The 18,962-nt window shown below is 60.1% G+C and carries 15 protein-coding genes and 1 tRNA gene; 15 read left to right on the plus strand and 1 reads right to left on the minus strand.

Translation table 11 applies throughout. From position 1 onward, the window contains the following. Nucleotides 1-4 precede the first annotated feature (4 nt). The 5 genes from bamC (at nt 5) to JFU57_RS15225 (ending at nt 3,839) form a co-directional block, all read left to right on the plus strand. Entirely contained in the window at nt 5-1,120 is a 1,116-nt protein-coding gene (bamC, locus tag JFU57_RS15205; RefSeq protein ID WP_078473193.1) for an outer membrane protein assembly factor BamC, read from the plus strand. Nucleotides 1,121-1,124: 4 nt separating this feature from the next. Next, entirely contained in the window at nt 1,125-1,883 is a 759-nt protein-coding gene (locus JFU57_RS15210) for an MBL fold metallo-hydrolase (protein WP_020300482.1), read from the plus strand. A gap of 28 nt (nt 1,884-1,911) precedes the next feature. Then, nucleotides 1,912-2,625, plus strand: coding sequence for a phosphoribosylaminoimidazolesuccinocarboxamide synthase (purC, locus tag JFU57_RS15215; protein WP_078473194.1), 714 nt, complete (start codon nt 1,912-1,914; stop codon nt 2,623-2,625). A gap of 83 nt (nt 2,626-2,708) precedes the next feature. Next, nucleotides 2,709-2,798, plus strand: a tRNA-Ser gene (locus JFU57_RS15220). Nucleotides 2,799-2,942: 144 nt separating this feature from the next. Beyond that, complete coding sequence (locus JFU57_RS15225; RefSeq protein WP_201129900.1) at nt 2,943-3,839, plus strand: LysR family transcriptional regulator; 897 nt, start codon at nt 2,943-2,945, stop codon at nt 3,837-3,839. On the opposite strand, the gene JFU57_RS15230 is transcribed toward JFU57_RS15225, so the two are convergent. Next, nucleotides 3,836-5,251, minus strand: coding sequence for an amino acid permease (locus JFU57_RS15230; protein ID WP_201129902.1), 1,416 nt, complete (start codon nt 5,249-5,251; stop codon nt 3,836-3,838). The two genes, JFU57_RS15225 and JFU57_RS15230, sit on opposite strands and share 4 nt — an antisense overlap. A 247-nt stretch (nt 5,252-5,498) precedes the next feature. Here JFU57_RS15230 and JFU57_RS15235 point away from each other — a divergent pair, with 247 nt between their 5' ends. From JFU57_RS15235 to JFU57_RS15280, 10 genes are all read left to right on the plus strand, one after another. After that, on the plus strand, nt 5,499-6,302 hold the full coding sequence (locus JFU57_RS15235; RefSeq protein ID WP_078473201.1) for a phytanoyl-CoA dioxygenase family protein: 804 nt from the start codon (nt 5,499-5,501) through the stop codon (nt 6,300-6,302). Between the two features lie 210 nt (nt 6,303-6,512). After that, nucleotides 6,513-7,235, plus strand: coding sequence for a GntR family transcriptional regulator (locus JFU57_RS15240; protein WP_201129904.1), 723 nt, complete (start codon nt 6,513-6,515; stop codon nt 7,233-7,235). Next, on the plus strand, nt 7,232-8,020 hold the full coding sequence (locus JFU57_RS15245; RefSeq protein ID WP_201129906.1) for an SDR family oxidoreductase: 789 nt from the start codon (nt 7,232-7,234) through the stop codon (nt 8,018-8,020). The genes JFU57_RS15240 and JFU57_RS15245 overlap by 4 nt, the downstream gene beginning before the upstream one ends. Before the next feature lie 95 nt (nt 8,021-8,115). Further along, nucleotides 8,116-9,048 carry a 3-keto-5-aminohexanoate cleavage protein gene (locus JFU57_RS15250; protein WP_201129908.1) on the plus strand — a complete coding sequence of 311 codons (933 nt, stop codon included), beginning with the start codon at nt 8,116-8,118 and terminating at the stop codon, nt 9,046-9,048. A gap of 74 nt (nt 9,049-9,122) precedes the next feature. Then, nucleotides 9,123-10,460 (plus strand): MFS transporter, encoded by a 1,338-nt coding sequence (locus JFU57_RS15255; RefSeq protein WP_201129909.1) that lies wholly within the window; start codon nt 9,123-9,125, stop codon nt 10,458-10,460. A 256-nt stretch (nt 10,461-10,716) separates the two neighbouring features. Further along, entirely contained in the window at nt 10,717-12,255 is a 1,539-nt protein-coding gene (locus tag JFU57_RS15260) for a hypothetical protein (RefSeq protein ID WP_201129910.1), read from the plus strand. An 81-nt stretch (nt 12,256-12,336) separates the two neighbouring features. After that, the gene (locus JFU57_RS15265) at nt 12,337-13,257 is read left to right on the plus strand and encodes a LysR substrate-binding domain-containing protein (RefSeq protein ID WP_078473203.1); all 921 of its coding nucleotides are present in this window, start codon (nt 12,337-12,339) and stop codon (nt 13,255-13,257) included. An 81-nt stretch (nt 13,258-13,338) separates the two neighbouring features. Beyond that, on the plus strand, nt 13,339-14,529 hold the full coding sequence (locus JFU57_RS15270) for a low temperature requirement protein A (protein ID WP_078473204.1): 1,191 nt from the start codon (nt 13,339-13,341) through the stop codon (nt 14,527-14,529). 501 nt (nt 14,530-15,030) lie between these two features. Beyond that, complete coding sequence (locus JFU57_RS33260; protein WP_242487385.1) at nt 15,031-15,939, plus strand: hypothetical protein; 909 nt, start codon at nt 15,031-15,033, stop codon at nt 15,937-15,939. Between the two features lie 1,365 nt (nt 15,940-17,304). Then, nucleotides 17,305-18,948 (plus strand): ShlB/FhaC/HecB family hemolysin secretion/activation protein, encoded by a 1,644-nt coding sequence (locus JFU57_RS15280; protein WP_207202196.1) that lies wholly within the window; start codon nt 17,305-17,307, stop codon nt 18,946-18,948. The last annotated feature ends 14 nt before the right edge of the window (nt 18,949-18,962 follow it).

An 18,962-nucleotide genomic window follows, 5' to 3' on the forward strand; every position in this document is an offset into this window, starting at 1 on the left:
ACGCATGAAGCGAATGGCCGGACTTTCCGCACTTGCCTTGATTATCTCCAGCACCAGCGGTTGTGGTTGGATTTGGGGCCCGGAAGGCTACTTCCGTGACCGTGGCAGCGACTACCTGGAAGCGCAACAGACAGCACCGATGCAATTGCCACCTGACGTCAAGACTGCCAAGCGCCTCGACCCGCTGTTGCCGATCCCGCGCAACGTGGCTGACGACAGCGTCAAGGGCGAGTACGTGGTTCCGCGTCCACAGCCGTTGTCGGCCGTGGCCGATGCCGGCGACTACACCCTGCAGAAAAGCGGCGACTCGCGTTGGGTCATGGCTCAGCATCCACCAGCTGAAGTCTGGCCCGTGGCAGTGCAGTTCTTCCAGGACAACGGTTTCCGTCTGGATCAGCAGCGTCCGCAGACGGGCGAGTTCAGCACTAGCTGGCAGCGTTCCGACGAGCTTTCGGCCTCCGTGGCCAAGCGCATGAGCAGCGCCGGTGTCGGCGCCGACAGCGAAACCCGCGTGCGGGTCCGCATCGAGCCAGGCGTGCAACGCAATACCAGTGAAGTCTACGTGGTCAGCGCCGAGCGTCCTGCCGGCAGCACAGCCGACGTCGAATTCACCAACCGTTCGGTCAATACCGGCCTGGATGCCGCGCTGGTCGACGACATGCTCGCCAGCATGAGCCGCATTTCGGAGAAGGGCGGTTCGGTGTCCCTGCTGGCTGCGCGTGATTTCGATACCCCAAGCCGTGTCAGCCTCAGCGAAGACGGCAGCGGCAACCCGGTGCTGAACCTGGGCGCAGACCTGGACCGTGCCTGGTCGAGCGTCGGCCGTGCCCTGGAGCAGGGCGAATGGCGGGTTGAAGACATCAACCGCAGCCTGGGCCTGTACTACATCAACCTCGCCGAAAAAGCCGAGAAGAAAAACGACGAGCCAGGTTTCTTCGGCAAGTTGTTCGGCAGCAAGCCGGCCAAGGAAGAAATCGAAGCTCGCGCCGAGCGTTATCAGGTTCGCCTGAGCAAGGTAGGCGAGAACGTCCAGGTCACCGTCGAGAAAAACATCAACACTGTGGCGCCGGCTGATGTGGCGCGCAAAGTATTGGGCGTGATTCAGGACAACCTGGGCTGATCAAATGCGTTTTGCCGTTCTCGGCAGTGGTAGCCAAGGGAATGGCACGCTGATAGTCAGCAATGACACCTATGTGCTGGTGGATTGCGGTTTCTCCTTGCGTGAAACCGAGCGGCGCCTGCTGCGCCTGGGGGTTCACCCCGCGCAGCTGAGTGCGATTCTGGTGACCCACGAACATGCCGACCACGTGCATGGCGTGGGTTTGCTGTCTCGGCGCTACAATCTACCGGTCTACCTCAGTCGCGGTACCTTGCGCGGGATGCGCAAGCCGGTTGAGGTCGCGGGTTTTTTGGCCGGTGGCGAGCAGTTGCAGATCGGTGCGTTGAGCATCGGCGTGATCGCCGTCGCCCACGACGCCCAGGAACCTACGCAATTTGTCTTCAGTGACGGTCAGCGGCGCTTTGGCCTGCTGACCGACCTGGGGTCTTACTGCGCCGGCGTGCTGGAGGGCTACAGCGGCCTGGATGCCTTGATGATCGAGGCCAATCACTGCCGTGACCTGCTCGCACGTGGGCATTACCCGACCTTTCTCAAGCAGCGGGTCGGTGGGCAAGAAGGACATCTGAACAACCACCAGGCCGCAAACCTGGTGGCCGAGTTGGGCTGGCAAGACCTGCAACACCTGGTCCTGGCTCATCTGAGCAGCAAGAACAACCTGCCGCAGCTGGCCCGGCAATGTTTTGTCGACACCCTCGGGTGCGACCCGGACTGGCTGCAATTGGCCGATCAAGATTCAGGGCTCGACTGGCGACACATCGCCTAGCCCACCTACCTAGCAAGCGGAGCCCATCATGGAAAAACGTGAAGAACTCTACCGCGGCAAAGCCAAGTCGGTTTACAAGACCGACGACGCCGACCGCTTGATCCTGCTGTTTCGCAACGACACCTCGGCGTTCGACGGCAAGCGCATCGAACAACTCGACCGCAAAGGCATGGTGAACAACAAGTTCAACGCCTTCATCATGCAAAAACTCGAAGCGGCCGGCGTGCCGACTCAGTTCGACAAGCTGCTGGGCGACAACGAGTGCCTGGTGAAGAAGCTCGACATGATCCCGGTCGAGTGTGTGGTGCGTAACTACGCTGCCGGTAGCCTGGTCAAGCGCCTGGGCGTGGAAGAGGGCATCAAGCTCAATCCTTACACCTTCGAACTGTTCCTCAAGGACGACGCCAAGGGCGACCCGTTCATCAACGAATCCCACGTCGTGGCATTCGGTTGGGGCACTGCCGAGCAACTGGTGCGCATGAAAGAACTGTCGCTCAAGGTCAACGAAGTCCTGAGCAAACTGTTCGACGACGCCGGCCTGCTGCTGGTCGACTTCAAACTTGAATTCGGCGTGTTCCGTGATGGCTCCATCGTCCTGGGCGACGAGTTCAGCCCGGACGGCTGCCGCCTGTGGGACAAGGACACCAAGAAGAAGATGGACAAAGATCGCTTCCGCCAGGGCCTCGGTGACGTTATCGAAGCCTACGAAGAAGTCGCCAACCGTCTTGGCGTACCGCTTTAACCGACGCAAGCATCTGATAGCACGGAAAAATTTCGCCTAGGGGGTTCGCTTCCGGCAAAAGTGTTGTTATGATGCGCGCCGTTGGAGAGATGCCAGAGTGGCCGAATGGGACGGATTCGAAATCCGTTGTACCTTCACCGGTACCTAGGGTTCGAATCCCTATCTCTCCGCCATACATAGAAAAGCCCCTGAAACCTTTGGTTTCAGGGGCTTTTTCGTTTCCGGATTCTAGTAAAACGCCCTGTCAGGAGTACCACCTTTGAGCGGACATGGCCTGGGGTATCATCGGGCAAAACGATAATAAGGATACCCGGCCGATGATTGGTTTTACCTTCCGCCAGCTCGAATACTTTGTGGCCGCCGCGGAGCAGGGCAGCATCAGCGCCGCAGCTCGGGCCATGCATATTTCCCAACCCTCGGTGTCCCTGGCCATTTCGCAGCTGGAAGCGATATTGGGTGAAAAGCTGTTTCATCGTCAGGCCAGCCGCGGCCTTGATTTGAGCCCGGCCGGACGCAAACTGCTGGAGCAGGCGCGGGAGATTTTGAGCAAGGCGGGGGCCATGGGTGGCGTTGAGGATGAGCAGGCCGGCTTGCGCGGGACGCTGAGCCTGATCTGCTTCCAGGACCTGGGACCGTACTTTGCCCCGCGCTTGCTGGCGGGGTTTCGCCAGTTGCACCCCGAGGTCAGCATCACCCTGTTTGAAACCGATCTGGCCGGGGTCAACCGCCGCCTGAGCGACGGCAAGGCCGAGCTGGCGCTGACCTATGAGGTCGGGCTCGACCCGCATATCGAGACCCGAGTGCTGGCGCGGCTGGCGCCTTATGCGCTGCTCCCGGCCGACCACCCGTTGGCGCAGCAGGAGCAGGTGTCGTTGGTGGACCTGGCCGACGAGTGCCTGATTCTGGAAGATATCGCCCGGACCCGTGAGTATTTCCTGTCGTTGTTCTGGGCCTGCGATCTGCAGCCCAGGTCACAGCAACTGACCCAGACCTTCGAAATGCAGCGCGGGCTGGTGGCCCACGGTTATGGGGTGGCGCTGTCCTGTACCCGCCCGGTGGGGGATTGCAGCTATGACGGTCGGCCCTTGGCCTGCCGCCCCCTGGTGGAGGCGGTCAGTCCGCAGTCGGTGGTTCTCGCCCAGTCCAGTGCGATGCCGGCGTCGCGAGTGGCGCAGGCGTTCCTGGATTGGGCGATCGAGCAGTTTCCCGCCTAGGGTTGCAGACGTGAGGCGCTGGCCTTGGGCTGTATGCCGAGCAGCTTGTCGTGGCGCGCCAGGCACAGCCAGTAGCCGACCGACAACAACGCCAGCCAGGCGATGCCGACATAGAGCGCCATCCGCGTGTCCGGGAACCAGGCCAGCACGCCGAAGATAAACAGCATGAAGACGATCGCACAGGCCGGGCCCAGGGGCCAGAACGGCACCGGGAATTGCAGTTCGGCGATGTCCTGGGGGCTCATGCGGCTGCGCATCACAACCTGGGACAGCAGGATCATCAGCCAGACCCAGACAATCGAAAACGTCACCACGGCGGCCAGCATCAGGAACAGGTTTTTCGGCGCCAGGTAGTTGAGCAGCACGCCCAGCAGCAACGCGGCAGACATCACCAGTACCGTCATCCATGGCACCCCGAAACGCGACAACCGGGCGAAACTGGCCGGCGCCTGGCCATTGTTGGCCATGCCGTACATCATGCGCCCGGCGCTGAAAATATCGCTGTTGATGGCCGATACCGCCGCCGAGATCACCACGATATTCAGCAGGGTCGCGGCTGAGCTGATCCCCAGGCCGCTGAAGATCTGTACAAAGGGGCTGCCCTCGCCGCCGATTTTCGGCCAGGGGTACAGCGACATCAGGACCAGCAGGGTCAGCACATAGAACAGCAGGATACGCAGCGGCACCGAGTTGATCGCCCGGGGAATCGCCCGCTGCGGGTCCTTGGCTTCGCCGGCGGTGATGCCGATCATTTCCACTCCGCCAAAGGCGAACATGACCACCGAGAACGACGCGATCATGCCGCTCAGGCCATTGGGGAACAGGCCGCCATAGCTCCACAGGTTACTAATGGGCGCGGTGTGTTCAGCGGCATTCCCCAGCGTGATGCCAAAAATCAGCACTGTGGCACCGGCGACGATCATCGAGATAATCGCGGTGACCTTCAGCAGCGACAGCCAGAACTCCAACTCGCCAAACACCTTGACGCTGCACAGGTTCAGGGCACCGATAAAAAACACAATGCCCAGCACCCAGATCCAGGCGGGGGTGTCGGGAAACCAGAACCCCATGTAGACGCCGAACGCGGTGACATCCGCCAGGCACACCACCAGCATCGAAAACGCATAACTCCAGCCGGTCAGAAAACCCGAGAAGCGTCCCAGGTACTGGCTGGTGTACTGGCCGAAGGAGCCGGATACCGGGTTGCGCACCGCCATTTCACCCAGGGCGCGCATCATCATGTAGATGGCGGCGCCGCCGATCAGGTAGGCCAGCAATACCGAAGGCCCGGCCAGTTGAATGGCCGATGCGGAGCCGTAGAACAGCCCGGTGCCGATGGCCGAGCCCAGTGCCATGAAGCGAATGTGACGGGCATTCAAACCCCGCCGCATTGCAGGTCTTTTGTCGTTCATCCCAAGTAACTCCTGATTGTTTTTATTATTTGGCGATTAACTGCGGGTGATGAAGCGTAGGAAGTGACCTGCACTTTATTGATCTCAAGGCAATCGGCAGGTCATGGCTATTAACCGGTTAATTGCCGGGCCTGACAACAAGCCGGCCATACAAAGTACCTATAGTGACAAATAAGCAATTTATCGTTTACGGCAAAAGTTAAGCCCTCCAATACTGGGATTTATTACAACAAGAGAGGGCAGGCGGATGAACTCGGATATCGAACAGTTTCAACGTGACGGCGCCATCGTATTGCGCGGCGTATTCAGCGACTGGGTGGAACGCCTGCGCGACGGTTTCGAGCAGAACCTCGCCCAGCCCAGTGCCTTCGCCATCGAGAACGTGGGCAATGGTGAGCGCGGACGCTTTTTCGAGGACTACTGCAACTGGCAGCGCATCGCCCCGTTCAAGGACTTTGTCCTGAACTCGCCGGCTGCGGCCATTGCCGGCCAACTGATGCAGTCCCGGCAGGTGCAGGTGTTCCACGACCATATCCTGGTCAAGGAACCCGGCACCTCCAAAGCCACGCCCTGGCATCAGGACCTGCCCTATTACTGCGTGGATGGCCTGCAAACCGCCAGCTACTGGATCCCCCTGGACCCGGTGACCCGCCACAACACCTTGAGCGTGGTCTTGGGCTCCCATCGCTGGCCCAAGCCGGTGCGCCCGAAAAGCTGGGCCAGCAACCAGGACTTTTACGGCGCCACCGATGAGGTATCCGGCGAAAGTCGGTTCATGGACATGCCGGACGTGGACAACGGCGACTACCAGATCCTGTCCCCTGAACTGATGCCTGGCGACGCCGTGGTCTTCGATTTTCGCACCGTGCACGGCGCCGCCGGCAACATCGGCAACGGTCGCCGCCGAGCGTTCTCGACTCGTTTCATGGGCGACGATGTGCGCTACATCCAGCGCCCCGGGCGCACCTCGCCACCGTTCCCCGGCATTGACCTGAAAGATGGCGATCGCATGCGCGAGGACTGGTTTCCGGTGGTCTGGGAACAACGCTGAGCCACCTGCCGGGAGCCGTCTGACAGGCTCCCGGTAGTTATTTCAGCAGCGCTGCCAGGCATCGCACTGAGCGACTCAGGTGGACCTGCCTCTTGCACCGCTGATCTTAAAAAGCTGTTTTTGAGTCACCTTGGGTTGTTTTTTGGTTTGACATATTTGATTTGTGATCACGTATTGTCCGCCACAAGAACGACAACACAGGTTTGACTCATGACAGAAGGTCCGATTCGTCTTCCCTCCCTGCGTCAGGTGTCCCGCGATACCTTGCAAGATCAGGTCTATCGCCAGATCCGCGAAGCCTTGATGAGTGGCCGCTTCCAGCCGGGGCAAAAGCTGACCATCCGTGGCTTGGCCGAGGCCTTGGGCTCGAGCCCGATGCCGGTGCGCGAAGCCTTGCAGCGCTTGAGCGCGGAAAATGCCTTTGAAGTCACCGAAACCTCGCGCCTGCGAGTGCGGATGATGACTGTCGAGCGACTGCGGGAGATCCGTGATGCCCGGGTCGCGCTCGAAGGCCTGCTGGCGGAGAAAGCGGTACTGCTGCTGGACAGCAGTGATATCGCCGATATTTCCGATCTGTGCCGACAGATGCAAAAGGCCGCCGATGAGGTGGATGTGTCGCGTTACCTGTGGACCAACTTTGCCTTTCACCGACGGATCTATGGCGTCGCCCAGGCCGAGTTGACCATGGCTGCGGTGGAGAATTTTTGGCTGCACATGGGCCCCTGTTTTGCCTTGGTGGCCCCGGACCAGGCGCACCTGCAACGCTCCATGGAAGCCCACAACCGGATTGTCCAAGCCCTGGTCGCGCGTGACGGCGTTGCGGCGCGCGCCGCGGTGACCGATGACATCATGCAGGCGGCCGACTCGCTGTCCCGCCTGTTGGCCAGCAGCGAGCGCTCGCGGTCGGCTGTTTCGGCAGGTACTCGCGCATGAGCATTTTGCAGTTGTTGCAGCCTTATCCGGGGTTGCGCGTATTGATTTCCGGGGGCGCGGCAGGCATCGGTGAAGTGCTCGCCAGCGCCTATATAGAGGCCGGGGCCGAGGTCCATGTGTGTGATGTCAGCGACTCGGCCCTGGCCGCGTTTCGGGATCGGTTTCCGCAGGCGCTGGCGACCCGCGCCGATGTCGCGGACCCCCGGCAGATCGAAGCGGTGTTCCAGCGGCAGGTCGAGCACTTCAGTGGCCTCGATGTGCTGGTCAACAACGCCGGAATTGCCGGGCCGACCGCCGGTATCGATGCTATCAACGATGAAGACTGGACGCGTACCATCGACATCAACCTCACGGCGCAATACCGCTTTGCCCATCACGCGGTGCCGCTGCTCAAGGCCTCGGCCAATGCCCATCTATTGCATATCGCTTCGGTCGCCGGACGCCTGGGGTACGCCTGGCGCACCCCATATGCGGCGACCAAGTGGGCGATTGTCGGCTTGATGAAGTCCTTGGCCTCGGAACTGGGCGAAAGCGATATCCGGGTCAACGCCTTGCTGCCGGGGATTGTCGAGGGGCCGCGGATGGAGGCGGTGATTCGCGCCCGAGCCGAGCAGACCGGCGTCGCCCAAGCGCAGATGCGCGAAGAATACCTGAAGAAAATCTCCCTTAAACGCATGGTCACCGCGCAAGACGTGGCGGCGATGGCGTTGTTTCTCTGCTCGCCCGCCGCACGCAATGTCACCGGCCAGGCGATCAGTGTCGATGGCAACGTCGAGTACCTGTAGGCCATAGGAACGACCCGCCGGCCCGGTCGGCGGCGCATCCATTTCGTGCAGTACCCAGGATTTTTATCAATAAGAATAAAAGTCGGAGAATCGTCATGTCTAAAAAACGCCCTGTCATCATTACCTGCGCTGTTACCGGTGCGATCCACACCCCCTCGATGTCGCCTCATTTGCCGATCACCGCCCAGGAGATCACCGACGCCGCGATCGGTGCCGCCCAAGCCGGCGCGGCGATTGTGCATCTGCATGCACGGGACCCCGAGGACGGTCGCCCCAGCCAGGATCCGCAGCTGTTCCAGCAGTTTTTGCCGCAGATCAAGGCCGCCAGCGATGTAGTCATCAACCTCACGACTGGCGGCGCGCCGACCATGGGCGTCGAGGAGCGTCTGCAACCGGTGTTGCAGTTCAAACCGGAACTGGCGTCGCTGAATATGGGCTCGATGAACTTTGGCCTGTACGAGATGCTCAACCGCTTTACCGAGTTCAAGCACGACTGGGAGCGGCCGTACCTGGAGGAGAGTGATGATCGGATCTTCCGCAATACCTTTCGTGACATCGCCCATATCCTCAATGCCTGCGCCGAAAGCCGCACGCGGTTCGAGATCGAGTGCTATGACATCGGCCACCTCTACACCGCTGCGCATTTCCTTGAACGTGGCCTGCTCAAGCCGCCGCTGTTTATTCAATCGGTGTTCGGCTTGCGCGGCGGCATCGGGGGCCACCCCGAAGACCTGTGCCATATGCGCCGCACCGCTGACCGCCTGTTTGGCGATGACTATGTGTGGTCGATCCTCGGCGCCGGACGCGGTCAGATCCCGCTGGCGACCATGGGCCTGTCCATGGGCAGCCATGCGCGAGTCGGTCTTGAAGATTCGCTGTGGGACGGGCCGGGCCAACTGGCGGCGTCCAATGCCGACCAGGTTCGGCGTATCCGTACGGTGATCGAAGCCCTGGGCGGGCGCGTGGCGACCCCTGACGAAGCCCGGGAAATCCTCGGGCTCAAGGGGCGTGACCAGGTCGCGTTCTAGCCCCAGCCTGGTAACGCTGGCGGCGCCTGAGTCGCCAGCCCCATCCCGCACAACAACAAGAAAGGGATAAACCCATGAACACCTCGCCCCTCGGCGTTGCCCGCGATCAAGCGACGCTGAACACACTGATGTTCCTCAAACTGATGCCGCTGCTGATCGCGGCCTATGTGTTGAGCTTTCTCGATCGGACCAACATTGCCCTGGCCAAGCATCAGTTGGATGTCGACTTGGGCATTTCAGCGGCGGCCTATGGCCTGGGTGCCGGCTTGTTTTTCCTGACGTACGCGCTGTCGGAGGTGCCCAGCAACCTGATCATGCACAAGGTTGGCGCGCGGTTCTGGATCGCCCGGATCATGGTCTCCTGGGGTCTGATTTCGGCGGCCATGGCCTTTGTCCAGGGCGAAACTTCGTTTTACGTGCTGCGCCTGTTGCTGGGGATTGCCGAAGCCGGGTTGTTTCCGGGCGTGATGCTGTACCTGACCTATTGGTTCGACCGTGAGCAGCGCGCGCGGGCCACCGGTTATTTTTTGCTCGGGGTGTGCCTGGCCAACATCATCGGCGGGCCATTGGGCGCGGCGCTGATGCGTATGGACGGGATGCTCGGCTGGCACGGCTGGCAGTGGATGTTCCTGCTCGAAGGGCTGCCTGCGGTGTTTTTCGCCTGGGTGGTCTGGCGTCAATTGCCTGATCGCCCCAGTCGCGCGCCGTGGCTGACGGCCGAGGAAGCCCAGTCCATCGAACAGCGCTTGGCCCGTGAGGCCGATGAGGGCGCAGGGCAGGGCGGGCATTCGTTGCGCCACTGCCTGACACCGCAGATTCTGTTGGCGATCTTTGTCTACTTTTGCCATCAGATCACGGTGTATACGGTGATCTTTTTCCTGCCGAGCATCATCAGCCGGTACGGCGACCTGAGCACCATGAGCGTTGGTCTGCTGACCTCCCTGCCCTGGATCGCGGCCGCCATCGGTGCCGTGTTTTTACCGCGCTTGGCCAACAGCCCGCGCCGGGCGCGGCACCTGCTGGTCGGCGGGCTACTGGTCATGGCCTTGGGGCTGGGCATTGCCTCGGTTGCGGGGCCGGTGTTCAGCGTGGTGGGGTTCTGCCTGGCGGCACTGATGTTTTTTGTGGTGCAGGCGATCATCTTTCTGTACCCGGCTTCGCGGCTCAAGGGCCCGGCATTGGCCGGTGGCCTGGGGTTTGTGAGCGCCTGTGGCCTGCTGGGTGGCTTTGTCGGGCCGACGGTGATGGGCGCTATCGAGATGAGCACGGGCAATGCCATGAATGGCCTGAAGGTCATCGCGCTGGTGCTGGTGGTGGCGGCGCTGGCGGCCTTGCGTTTGCGGCAAGGCCAGGAGAGTGCCCGCCCCGCACTGGCAGCCGCCCCTCGGCAACCGCTACGCCCTGATGCGTGAGCGGTAACGGGCAAACCTTGAGTGGCTGAAAACACTTTTTCTTGAGCCGGTAGATCGTCACACTGCGCGCCTGCATGCCTGACGATTTATCGCGCGCCGCGCGCCACCGCGTTTGCCCGCGCCCTTAAGCTCATAGGAAAAATGGATGTTCTGTCACGCTTATCGCTCCCGCTTCAGTCGCGTCATCCCGCTCTTTGGTCGGTGCGGTGTGCCATTGTTTCGGCACTTTCCTGGCAGGCGATGGTGGCTCTGCGTTTTGCTGTTGACCCAGGCGCAGTGGCCGGCCCAGGCCGCTGAAGCGAGCAGCGACGGGCCATCGCCCGACGTGTTGGCGCAGCTGTATGTCGAGGCCTTTATCAATGACGACCCGGCGAGCTTCGCCCGCTTGAGTTCGGTCCAGCATTACGCCGATGCGGCAAAGGTGCGGGCCAATATGCAGGCCCTGGCCGAACGTGCCGCGTTGCGGGCCGCGCTGGAAAACCTCGGGGACTTTACCCGCAGCGCCATCAGCCGCAGCCCCACGCTTTCTGCCGATCAGGAAAAGCAGTTGCAGGCCCTGGCGCAAGCACAGGTCCGGGCGATTCGACAGGTTCAATGCAAGGTCACTGACAGTCAGGTCATGGCGGCGTGCTCGGCGGGCGATTCGCCCAAGGTCGAGGTGCACCTCGCCTGCCAGGTGCCGCAGATCCCGGCCTGGTCTGCGACTGGCGGTGGCCAGCAGGATCCGGTGGGGCTGGCGCAGCCGTATTTTGCCGCGCTCTCCAGTGTCTGGCAGGGGCCGGCCAGCAAGGTCTTGCCGGTGAAGCTGCGCCTGGACCGGTCGCAGGAAGAGCAGGGCTGGGAGCTGGACGCGTCCCACGACACGCGCGGGGTGATTGCCGCGATCAGTCGCAGCCTGAGCCCGGATGCCGGGCCCGAGAGCAGACGCACCTATATTCCCGGTGCGACCGACATGACTCTCAACCCTTGCATCTACACCAGCAGCTCGGACTTCAATAACCCGCTGATTCTGCTCAATGAGCGGTTCTGGGAGCACGCGACCCCGACGGATGTGGAGCAGGTGCTGGCCAGGTTCGGCGAGGCCTTGCCGCTGGTGTACGACACCGATGACGACACCACGGCCTTTCATGTGGCGCTCCAGGGCAAGGCCGCGCTGCCGGCCATGCAAGCCTTGCGCAAGCATCTGGCCCATATGCCGGGGCTTGAGGGGTTCCGCACGTCGCTGCTGAATGAGGCGATCAAGGCCCATAACCCGCCGGCGACCATCAAGTGGCTGCTGGATGAGGGCGCACCGGCCGACGAATATCGAAACGACGGCTCCATGCGCCCGCTGATCTACGCGATAACGGAAGGGGCAGATACGCAGACCATCGATCTGCTGGTGGCCGCCGGTGCTGATGTTTCCTACTACAACAACACCGACCATCCCGATCTGGATGCATTTCGTGCGGCGCTGGATACCGATCATCCCGCCGCCCGGCAGGCCATTGCCCGGCACCTGCCGCTGCCCGAGCATGGCAGCGAGTTGATGGAGTACGTGCTGGACCGGCTGTTCGTTGGCGTCCAGTACCGGCCGGAACGCCCCGATGCGGCCGGGGATATCTTGCCCATCTTTATCGAGCGCGGCATGCGCCTGGATGAGACCTACTGCGACACCTCCACCACCCGTCGCTACTCCTGCACCCCGGAGCAGCGCAGCAACCTGCTGGACATGGCACTTGAAATCGGCAACCCGGGGTTGATCGAGTTTTTCAAGAAAAAAGGCCTCAAGCCCCATCCCCCCGAGGGGCAATAGCCACGCGCAACTGTGCGTAGACGCCGATCCCGCGACCTCCCTACACTGGCCCCTGTGTTTTTTGGGGCTGGGGGAGCGCTGATGAATCGCAATGAGCTGCGTAAGGCGGACATCAACCTGATGGTGGTGTTCGAGACCCTGATGCTGGAGCGCAATGTCACGCGGGTGGCGGAAAAGCTGTTTCTTGGCCAGCCGACCATCAGTTCGGCGCTCAACCGCCTGCGGGCCATGTTCAATGACCCGTTGTTTATTCGCGTTGGCCATCGTATGGAGCCCACGGCCCGCGCCGAAGAGCTGATTGCCCATTTGTCGCCAGCGCTGGACGCCTTGTCGTCGGCCCTGAGCCTGACCCGTGATTTCGACCCTGCCAGCAGCACCATGACCTTTCGCATCGGCCTGTCCGATGACGTCGAGTTCGGCTTGTTGCCGCCGCTGCTGCGGGCCTTGCGCCAGGAAGCGCCGCTGGTGGTGTTTGTGGTGCAGCACGTGGATTACTGGCGCATCCCCGACCTCCTGGCTTCCGGCGATATCACCGTAGGCATCAGCCAGACCCGCGGCTTACCGGCCAATGCCAAGCGCAAGCTGTTACGGCATATCCAGCCCAGCGTGTTGCGCGCCGATGCCAGCAGCACCCCGCTGACCCTCGATGAATACTGCGCGCGGCCCCATGTGCTGGTGTCGCACACGGCCAATGTCAGCGGCTACGCCGATGAGTGGCTGGCGGAGATTGGCCGCAAGCGGCATGTGGTGCTGTCGGTGCCGCAATACAGTTCGCTGCCGGCACTGCTGGCCGGGACCGACCTGCTGGCCAGCCTGCCGGACTACACCGCCGCCGCCATGGCCGCCTCCGGGCACCTGTTCAATGAGCCGTTCCCGTTCAAGACCCCGACCCTGGACCTGTCCATGGTCTGGCTCAGCCATGTCGACACCGACCCGGCCGAGCGCTGGCTGCGCTCGCGCCTGGAAGCCTTCATGAGTGAGCGCGGCCTGCTGGCGCACTGATTCAGCCGCGGGCTTGCTGGCCCGTGGCGCGGCTGCTTTGCTGTGATGCAGGACCGGTGCACATTTCTGGCGGAGAACCCCATGAGCAAACCCCGTTCGCTGTTGCGTGGCCGTGGCAGTCTCGACAGCGGCAAGGTCGGCATGGTCGAGTTGTTCTTCGACCTGGTGTTCGTCTTTGCCGTGACCCAACTCTCCCATTCGCTGCTGGCGCACCTGAGCGTTGGCGGTGCGGTGCAGGTGGCGTTGTTGATGGTGGCGGTGTGGTGGGTGTGGATTTTCACCTCCTGGGTCACCAACTGGCTCGACCCGGAGCAACTGCCGATCCGCCTCGGCCTGTTCGGCCTGATGGTCGCCGGCCTGCTGCTGTCGTCTTCGATCCCCCAGGCCTTTGGCGAACGCGGGCTGCTGTTTGCCGGCGCCTATGTGTTCATGCAGGTCGGGCGTACCGCGTTTGCCATCTGGGCGGTACGCGGCGAGGCGCTGAACATGACCCGCAACTTCCAGCGGATCCTGGCCTGGATGCTGTTGTCAGCGCTGTTCTGGATCGGCGGGGCGCTGCTCCAGGGTAATCAGCGCCTGTTGCTGTGGGCGCTGGCGCTGCTGATCGAACTGGTCTCGCCCTCGTTGTATTTCTGGGTCCCGGGCTTGGGCCGCTCGACCCTCAAGGACTGGAACGTCGAAGGCAATCACATGGCCGAGCGTTGCGGGTTGTTTGTGATCATTGCCTTGGGCGAGTCATTGCTGGTGACCGGCGCGACTTTCGCCGAACTGGCCTGGAGCGTTCAAGGGCTGCTGGCCTTCGTGGTGGCGGTGCTGGGCAGCATCGCCATGTGGTGGGTGTATTTCGACAGCGGCGCCGAGCGCGCCCACCATCGGATCGCCCACTCCGACGACCCCGGGCGCCAGGCGCGCATCGCCTACACCTACCTGCACGTGCTGATTGTCGCCGGGATTATTGTCAGCGCGGTGGCCGATGAACTGGTGCTGGTGCACCCGGACCACGCCAGCGATGCCGGGATCGTCGCCATCATCGGCGGGCCCTGGTTGTTCCTGCTCGGTTGCGCGCTGTTCAAGTGGGTCATGGCCGACCGGGTGCTGCCGCCACTGTCGCACCTGGTGGGGCTGGTGCTGTTGTTGGGGTTGCTGCCGCCGGCCCTCAATCATCTGTTTTCGGCCCTGGTCCTGGGCTCGCTGACCACGGCGGTAATGGTGCTGGTGGCGGCCTGGGAGAGCCGGGCATTGCGCGATGACAGGGCGGCCACGGAGCATTGAGGCGGCGCGTTGAGCGTGCGCAGAAATATTCCGGCGTTGGCTGGTGTTGATTCCAGAACAAGGACGGGCTGAACCGGAAGCACGGGCACCGGGTGCTTTTTTTCATCGTCGGCTAACTGTATCGAGTCGTCGAGCGGCGCCTCTGGAAAACCGTTCGGTATGGGTCAATAGCACATTTTCCAAGGCCCAGCCCTGAATGGCGTCGGGTTAAAAAACGTCTGGAAATAGATAGAAAAAGTAGTGTGGCTTAATGCCTCGGGGATATTGTGTTGGTATTTTTTCTATCTGTTTCAGGGGCTTTGAAGTTGAGACTTGGCTTATATCAAGGTGGCCACGGAAGGATTAGCGTGTCACGTCCTTTTCGCTTGAGTCTGAGTATTTTTTATGAGGAACCTTCAGAGTGTATTAAGTTTTTTGTTGCTATTTGGATTGGTAGGGAATAGCCAGGCATCGCCTGTTGTCAAATTTACCTGCAGCTTGTCAGGGAATTATCAAGAGCGTATGAGCGTTCCCGGCACTATAAATATACCCAATGAAGCGACGCAGGGGACCGTGCTCTGGCGCTCGCCCACAACAAGGGGGGTGTTTTTATGCAAAAACACCCCTAATGGCCAATCGCATACGCTGGCGTACATACTCAATCCTAACAAAAACGTCGAGCCTCTCGGTCTCAATCTTGATTTGGGTGTTACCTACAATGGGAAGGATTATACGTGTCAATCTTCTTGTAATATAGAATTGAAGGCCATCTTGCCCAGCTGTACCGAAAACTGTCCTAATGTGCTTGTTCCCTTCAATTACAGTTTGTTCATCGTCAAAAAAACGCCGCCCGGAGATAATCAGGACGACGTCGTTACAGGGGTGAATAGCCACAAAGTACTTCAGTTGAGCGGCATGGATGCAGGCACGGATGACCCCGCTAAAATGTGGGGGCTTACCCTTGCAGATCTTCATCTAATAAAATATATAAAGTGTCCGATCACGGTAGGGTTTTCTACCCGGAATATTGATTTTGGTACTATGTCATCCGGAAGCGCCGCCGTTGGTAATGTGGCCAGTACTCGTGAAGTGACTCTTTTTGCCAATAAAGATACTTCAGGATTGTGCCGTGGTGATAAAACGGTGTTTAGCATAAACGCCTTTATGAAGGCTGCTCCCTTAAGTGCCGTAAATGCTGGCGAGAATTTGCTGATTCCCTATGGGGCTGATAATAAGCCCTTCGACTCGGTGGGCATTCAGTTGCTCAGAAACAAGACCGTCATCCCCTTTAACCAAGAAGCCACGATGTTCGAAGCGAGCAGCGAGATCTCGCGCAGTCAAAAGCTCGACGTCAACTTGATCTGGCGCACTGATCGACCAGTAGCAGGGAGGTTCAGAGGCGGGATCATCATGGAGTTTTACCATCGGTAGGGTGGTTTTTACTCGGTCTCGGCGCTCTGTACGATAAGTGATGATGTTGCCCGGCATGTGTTTGGGGCAGTCAACTCGTCTGAACGCCCCGAACTCGGGTTTGCGTTTCATATCGCATAACGGAACCGCAGGTTGCACTCGATGGTGATTAATGTGGTGGCGAAAGTGAGCTCTTTTTCATGAAGAGTAAGAGCGTATTTCCCAGTACTACCTAGCGGCCATAAATGTTTTGGCAGTTGCCAACCCTGAAGTACCTGCCATCGCGGAGCTAATCCTAACCATTGTGGATGAATTTTTATTTGTTGTTCAGTCGGTTATCGGTGAGTAAATAAGCTAGGACGTGCGACGTGTTGTCAGAAGGTGTCGTCATATTTCGTGGCGGTGATGATCGTTCGAAGCATTGTCCGGTTTTTGTTTTTTTCAGTTTAAGACGATCCTTATGGAAGAAGCTGTTTTTAAGTTGTTTTAATAGGGCTCGTGGTAAGTTTTGAGTTTTTTGAGGCCAATGGGTCAATTAAAAAACAGTAGCTTTATAGGCTCTATGGGTCGGCAGGTGCTCATGCTTTTTCGGGGTGTTGGGTTCGCTACGCTATTCAAGCTACAGGTCTTGTGGGTTGGGCTTATGTTGTTTGATGTTGAAAATTAAATCATAGGGGGATAGGCCTTTTAAGTCTTTGTGGTGACTTCTGGGACTACTCGGGCTGCATGGCTCTCTTTTATCTAGTAAACGGAAGATGGCATATTTCTCGTTGTCATCAGTAAAGCGCTTGGTATATGAAAAGTTGAAGCTGGCGTTTGGTCAGGATGGAAAACGTTCGGCTCTGTGGAAGGTGTAACGATTTAGGTATTTTATTGATTTTTTCAAACAAGAAGATTTGATCTGGATGACCGTAAGTTCATGGTGGGTTCGGGCGTTGTTATGCCGTCTGTCCGTAACATTTTCGTCGAGGTTGATAAAAGCTAATGGTTCGGGAAAGAGGTTTTTAAGTCTGCGGTACAACATTTTTTGTGAACTGAAGCTGCTTTGGTTTATGCGGTTCTAGTGGGTTTTTTATTTAACTTTTTGTGTTTGTTCAGTTGAATCTTGAACGTGTTGGGATCTGGTCATGTCGAGCGTTCAGCGCCGTCGGACATCCCGCTGCGGTCGGCTTATCGCGCGCATCAAGCTGGGCTGGTTAGGTCCTGCCTGTAAAGCAACGGATGGCTCAGATCAGTCGGCAGGTCACTACCAAATTGCGATAAACAGTGGGGAGAGGACGAGTGGAAGCGTTCGGTTGCAAGACTGAGGCTGGCAGGGACAAGCCATTTACTGGTCAATGGGGCGGGCGTGTCGAAGGGCCCAGGCAATGCTGGTCCCGAGGCAGTTTGGGTCTGCTGCTGGTGTTGCCGTGGGCCGCATCGGGGGCGGTGTATGTACCCAACGCGGGGCAAGTGATGCGTGATATCGAAGCGACGCAGCCGTCGTTGCCACAAACCACGGAACCTGAGTTGGACCTGCCAACGGTCGATCAACCGAGCGCGACGGCCCCAGATACCTCCGGGTTTCGTTTGCAGGTCAACGATTTTGTCATTGTCGGTAATCAGCAGTTCAGCAGCGAGGTGCTGCAACCCCTGCTGGCGGACTTGAAAGGGCAGGAGCTGGACCTGAACCAGTTGCGTGCGGCTGCCGAGCGTTTAACCCTCTATTACCAGGGGCAGGGGTACATGCTGGCCCGGGCCTTCCTGCCGGCCCAGGAGATCGAAGACGGTGTCGTACGCATCGAGGTCCTGGAGGGCCGTTACGGCCGTATTGAACTGCACAACCAGTCCCGAGCGCTGGACTCGGTGATTCGCGGTCCATTGTCGTCGCTCAAAAGCGATGCCGCGGTCTACAGCGACGATCTTGAGCGCAGCCTGCTGCTGCTGAGTGACCTTCCCGGCGTGCGGGTCAAAGGCACCTTGAGCGCCGGTGCGCACCGCGGAACCACCGACCTGCTGATCGATGCCCAGCCCGGCCCATGGGCCAGCGGTACCCTGGAGGCGGATAACTACGGCGGTTTCTACACGGGCGAGTATCGACTCGGGGGCAGCTTCAACCTCAACAACCCCTTGCGCCTGGGTGACCAGCTCAACCTGCGAGTGCTCGGCAGTGACGAGGATCAGCGCTACTACCGCGCCGCCTACAAACTTCCGGTAGGTCCCTGGTCGACGGGCCTGGGCATGGCTTACTCACGCATGAGCTATCAGTTGAGCAAGGACTTCGAGGTGCTGGAGGCCCATGGTCAAGCGAGTATCGGCAGCCTCTTTGTCACTCAGCCCCTGGTCCGCAGTCGTTCCTTCGACCTCAGCGCGCAGTTGCAGTACGAAGACAAGCGGCTGCGGGACGACATCGACCTGTTTGAGGCCAGCAGCAGCAAGCATGTCGAACTCTGGAGCCTAAGCCTCAATGGCAACCATCAGGACGGATGGCTTGGGGGCGGGCAGAACATTTTCTACCTCACTTATGGCAGTGGCCGTTTGAGCCTCGACGGACCACAAGACCAGTGGCGTGATCGCCTCACTGCTGGTACGGCCGGCGGTTTCCAGAAGATCAATCTCAACACCGCGCGGATGCAGTACCTGAGCCCGCGCTTTCAGCTCTATACCCAGCTCAATGCGCAGTGGGCGTCGTCCAACCTGGACAGCTCGGAAAAATTCGGCATTGGCGGTCCATTCGATGTGCGCGCCTATCCCCAAGGAACTGGCAGCGGTGACCAGGGCTGGCAGGCGAGCCTGGAGCTGCGTTACGCCCTGGCCCCCCGCTGGCAGCTCAAGGCGTTTGTCGACCACGGCGCGGTGGAGGTCAACAAACACCCCTGGACCCGTGAAGACAACCGTCGCCAGCTCTCGGGCGCGGGCCTGGGCGCCAGTTGGATCGGGCCCTCGCAGCAGATCAGCGTGACCAGCTCCTGGACGCTGGATAACAACAGTGAAGGCAGTGGCCCCGAGCGTACGCCTCGGATCTGGGCCGTCGCGACTCAGTATTTCTGAAGCCCTGTGTGCGC

Source organism: Pseudomonas sp. TH07, from assembly GCF_016651285.1.
GTDB lineage: Bacteria > Pseudomonadota > Gammaproteobacteria > Pseudomonadales > Pseudomonadaceae > Aquipseudomonas.